Origin of the sequence: Aestuarium sp. (assembly GCF_023253315.1) — a bacterium.
GTDB lineage: Bacteria > Pseudomonadota > Alphaproteobacteria > Rhodobacterales > Rhodobacteraceae > Marivivens > Marivivens donghaensis.
In genome coordinates, this window is the sequence record NZ_JALRGW010000137.1 from 1 (window position 1) to 754 (window position 754).

The 754-nt window shown below is 41.0% G+C and carries 1 protein-coding gene and 1 other RNA gene; both read left to right on the plus strand.

Going from position 1 to position 754, the window contains the following annotated elements; translation table 11 throughout:
* Window positions 1-146 precede the first annotated feature (146 nt).
* Entirely contained in the window at window positions 147-311 is a 165-nt protein-coding gene (locus AC1QQ2_RS14660) for a hypothetical protein (RefSeq protein ID WP_479713698.1), read from the plus strand.
* Window positions 300-654, plus strand: a transfer-messenger RNA (tmRNA) gene (gene ssrA, locus AC1QQ2_RS14665). Before AC1QQ2_RS14660 ends, ssrA begins: the two co-directional genes overlap by 12 nt.
* Window positions 655-754: the final 100 nt, after the last annotated feature.

Here is a 754-nt window from a genome sequence, read left to right on the forward strand (position 1 = left end):
TGTAGGTACCGAATGGTCAGTACCAGGTAGTAAGCCAGGTTCAAGTTATGTTGTTGCCCTCACACCCCGAGGCTTCAAATGCGATTGCACTGGTTTTACATTCCACGGAAAATGCAAACATACAATAACAGTAGTAGAGAGATTTGATGAAGAACTTTCCTAAAGTCACTCGAGTTGAAGTTATCGACAATGATGGCCGACGTTATGTGAAATACAATGTAAGTGATGTGCAACTACTTTTACAAGATAATGAACGCACACTTAAACTTTTTGTAAAATACGAACCAGAAGAAGATATTTCCATTGACTAATGCACAAATCTAGTGTATAAATAACTTGTTAGCGTTGAAGCAACGTGGACACATACTGGACCCGGGGGCGGTACCCGGCGACTCCACCATATAAACTCTTTAGCATAAAACCTTTCCGGCGATTGGTGAATAGGCAAACCTTTAGAGTTTATATGATGGGGTCGAAATAGGATAGACAGGCAGGATAGATGAGTGGAGTTACCGGGATGTAAGCGCCGTACCGCGAACAAACTTTATAATTGCAAACGCAAATATAGCATTAGCAGCCTAAGGGCAGCTACGGGGTAGTTAGACCTTGTTAACAAACATAGCAGAGAGTGTTGTAGAGATGCAACACTCTTTTTTTATCTTTGCAAAACCTGCTCAAGACTAGACAAGAATCGATCTTATCAAGATAATTACTATGTGAGCAACAAAAAACCCACCGACCTGCTCTAAACAAT

Excerpts from the sequence above, each read along its gene's own strand:
- AC1QQ2_RS14660 (WP_479713698.1), top strand. The coding sequence starts at position 147 with ATGAAGAACTTTCCTAAAGTCACTCGAGTTGAAGTTATCGACAATGAT.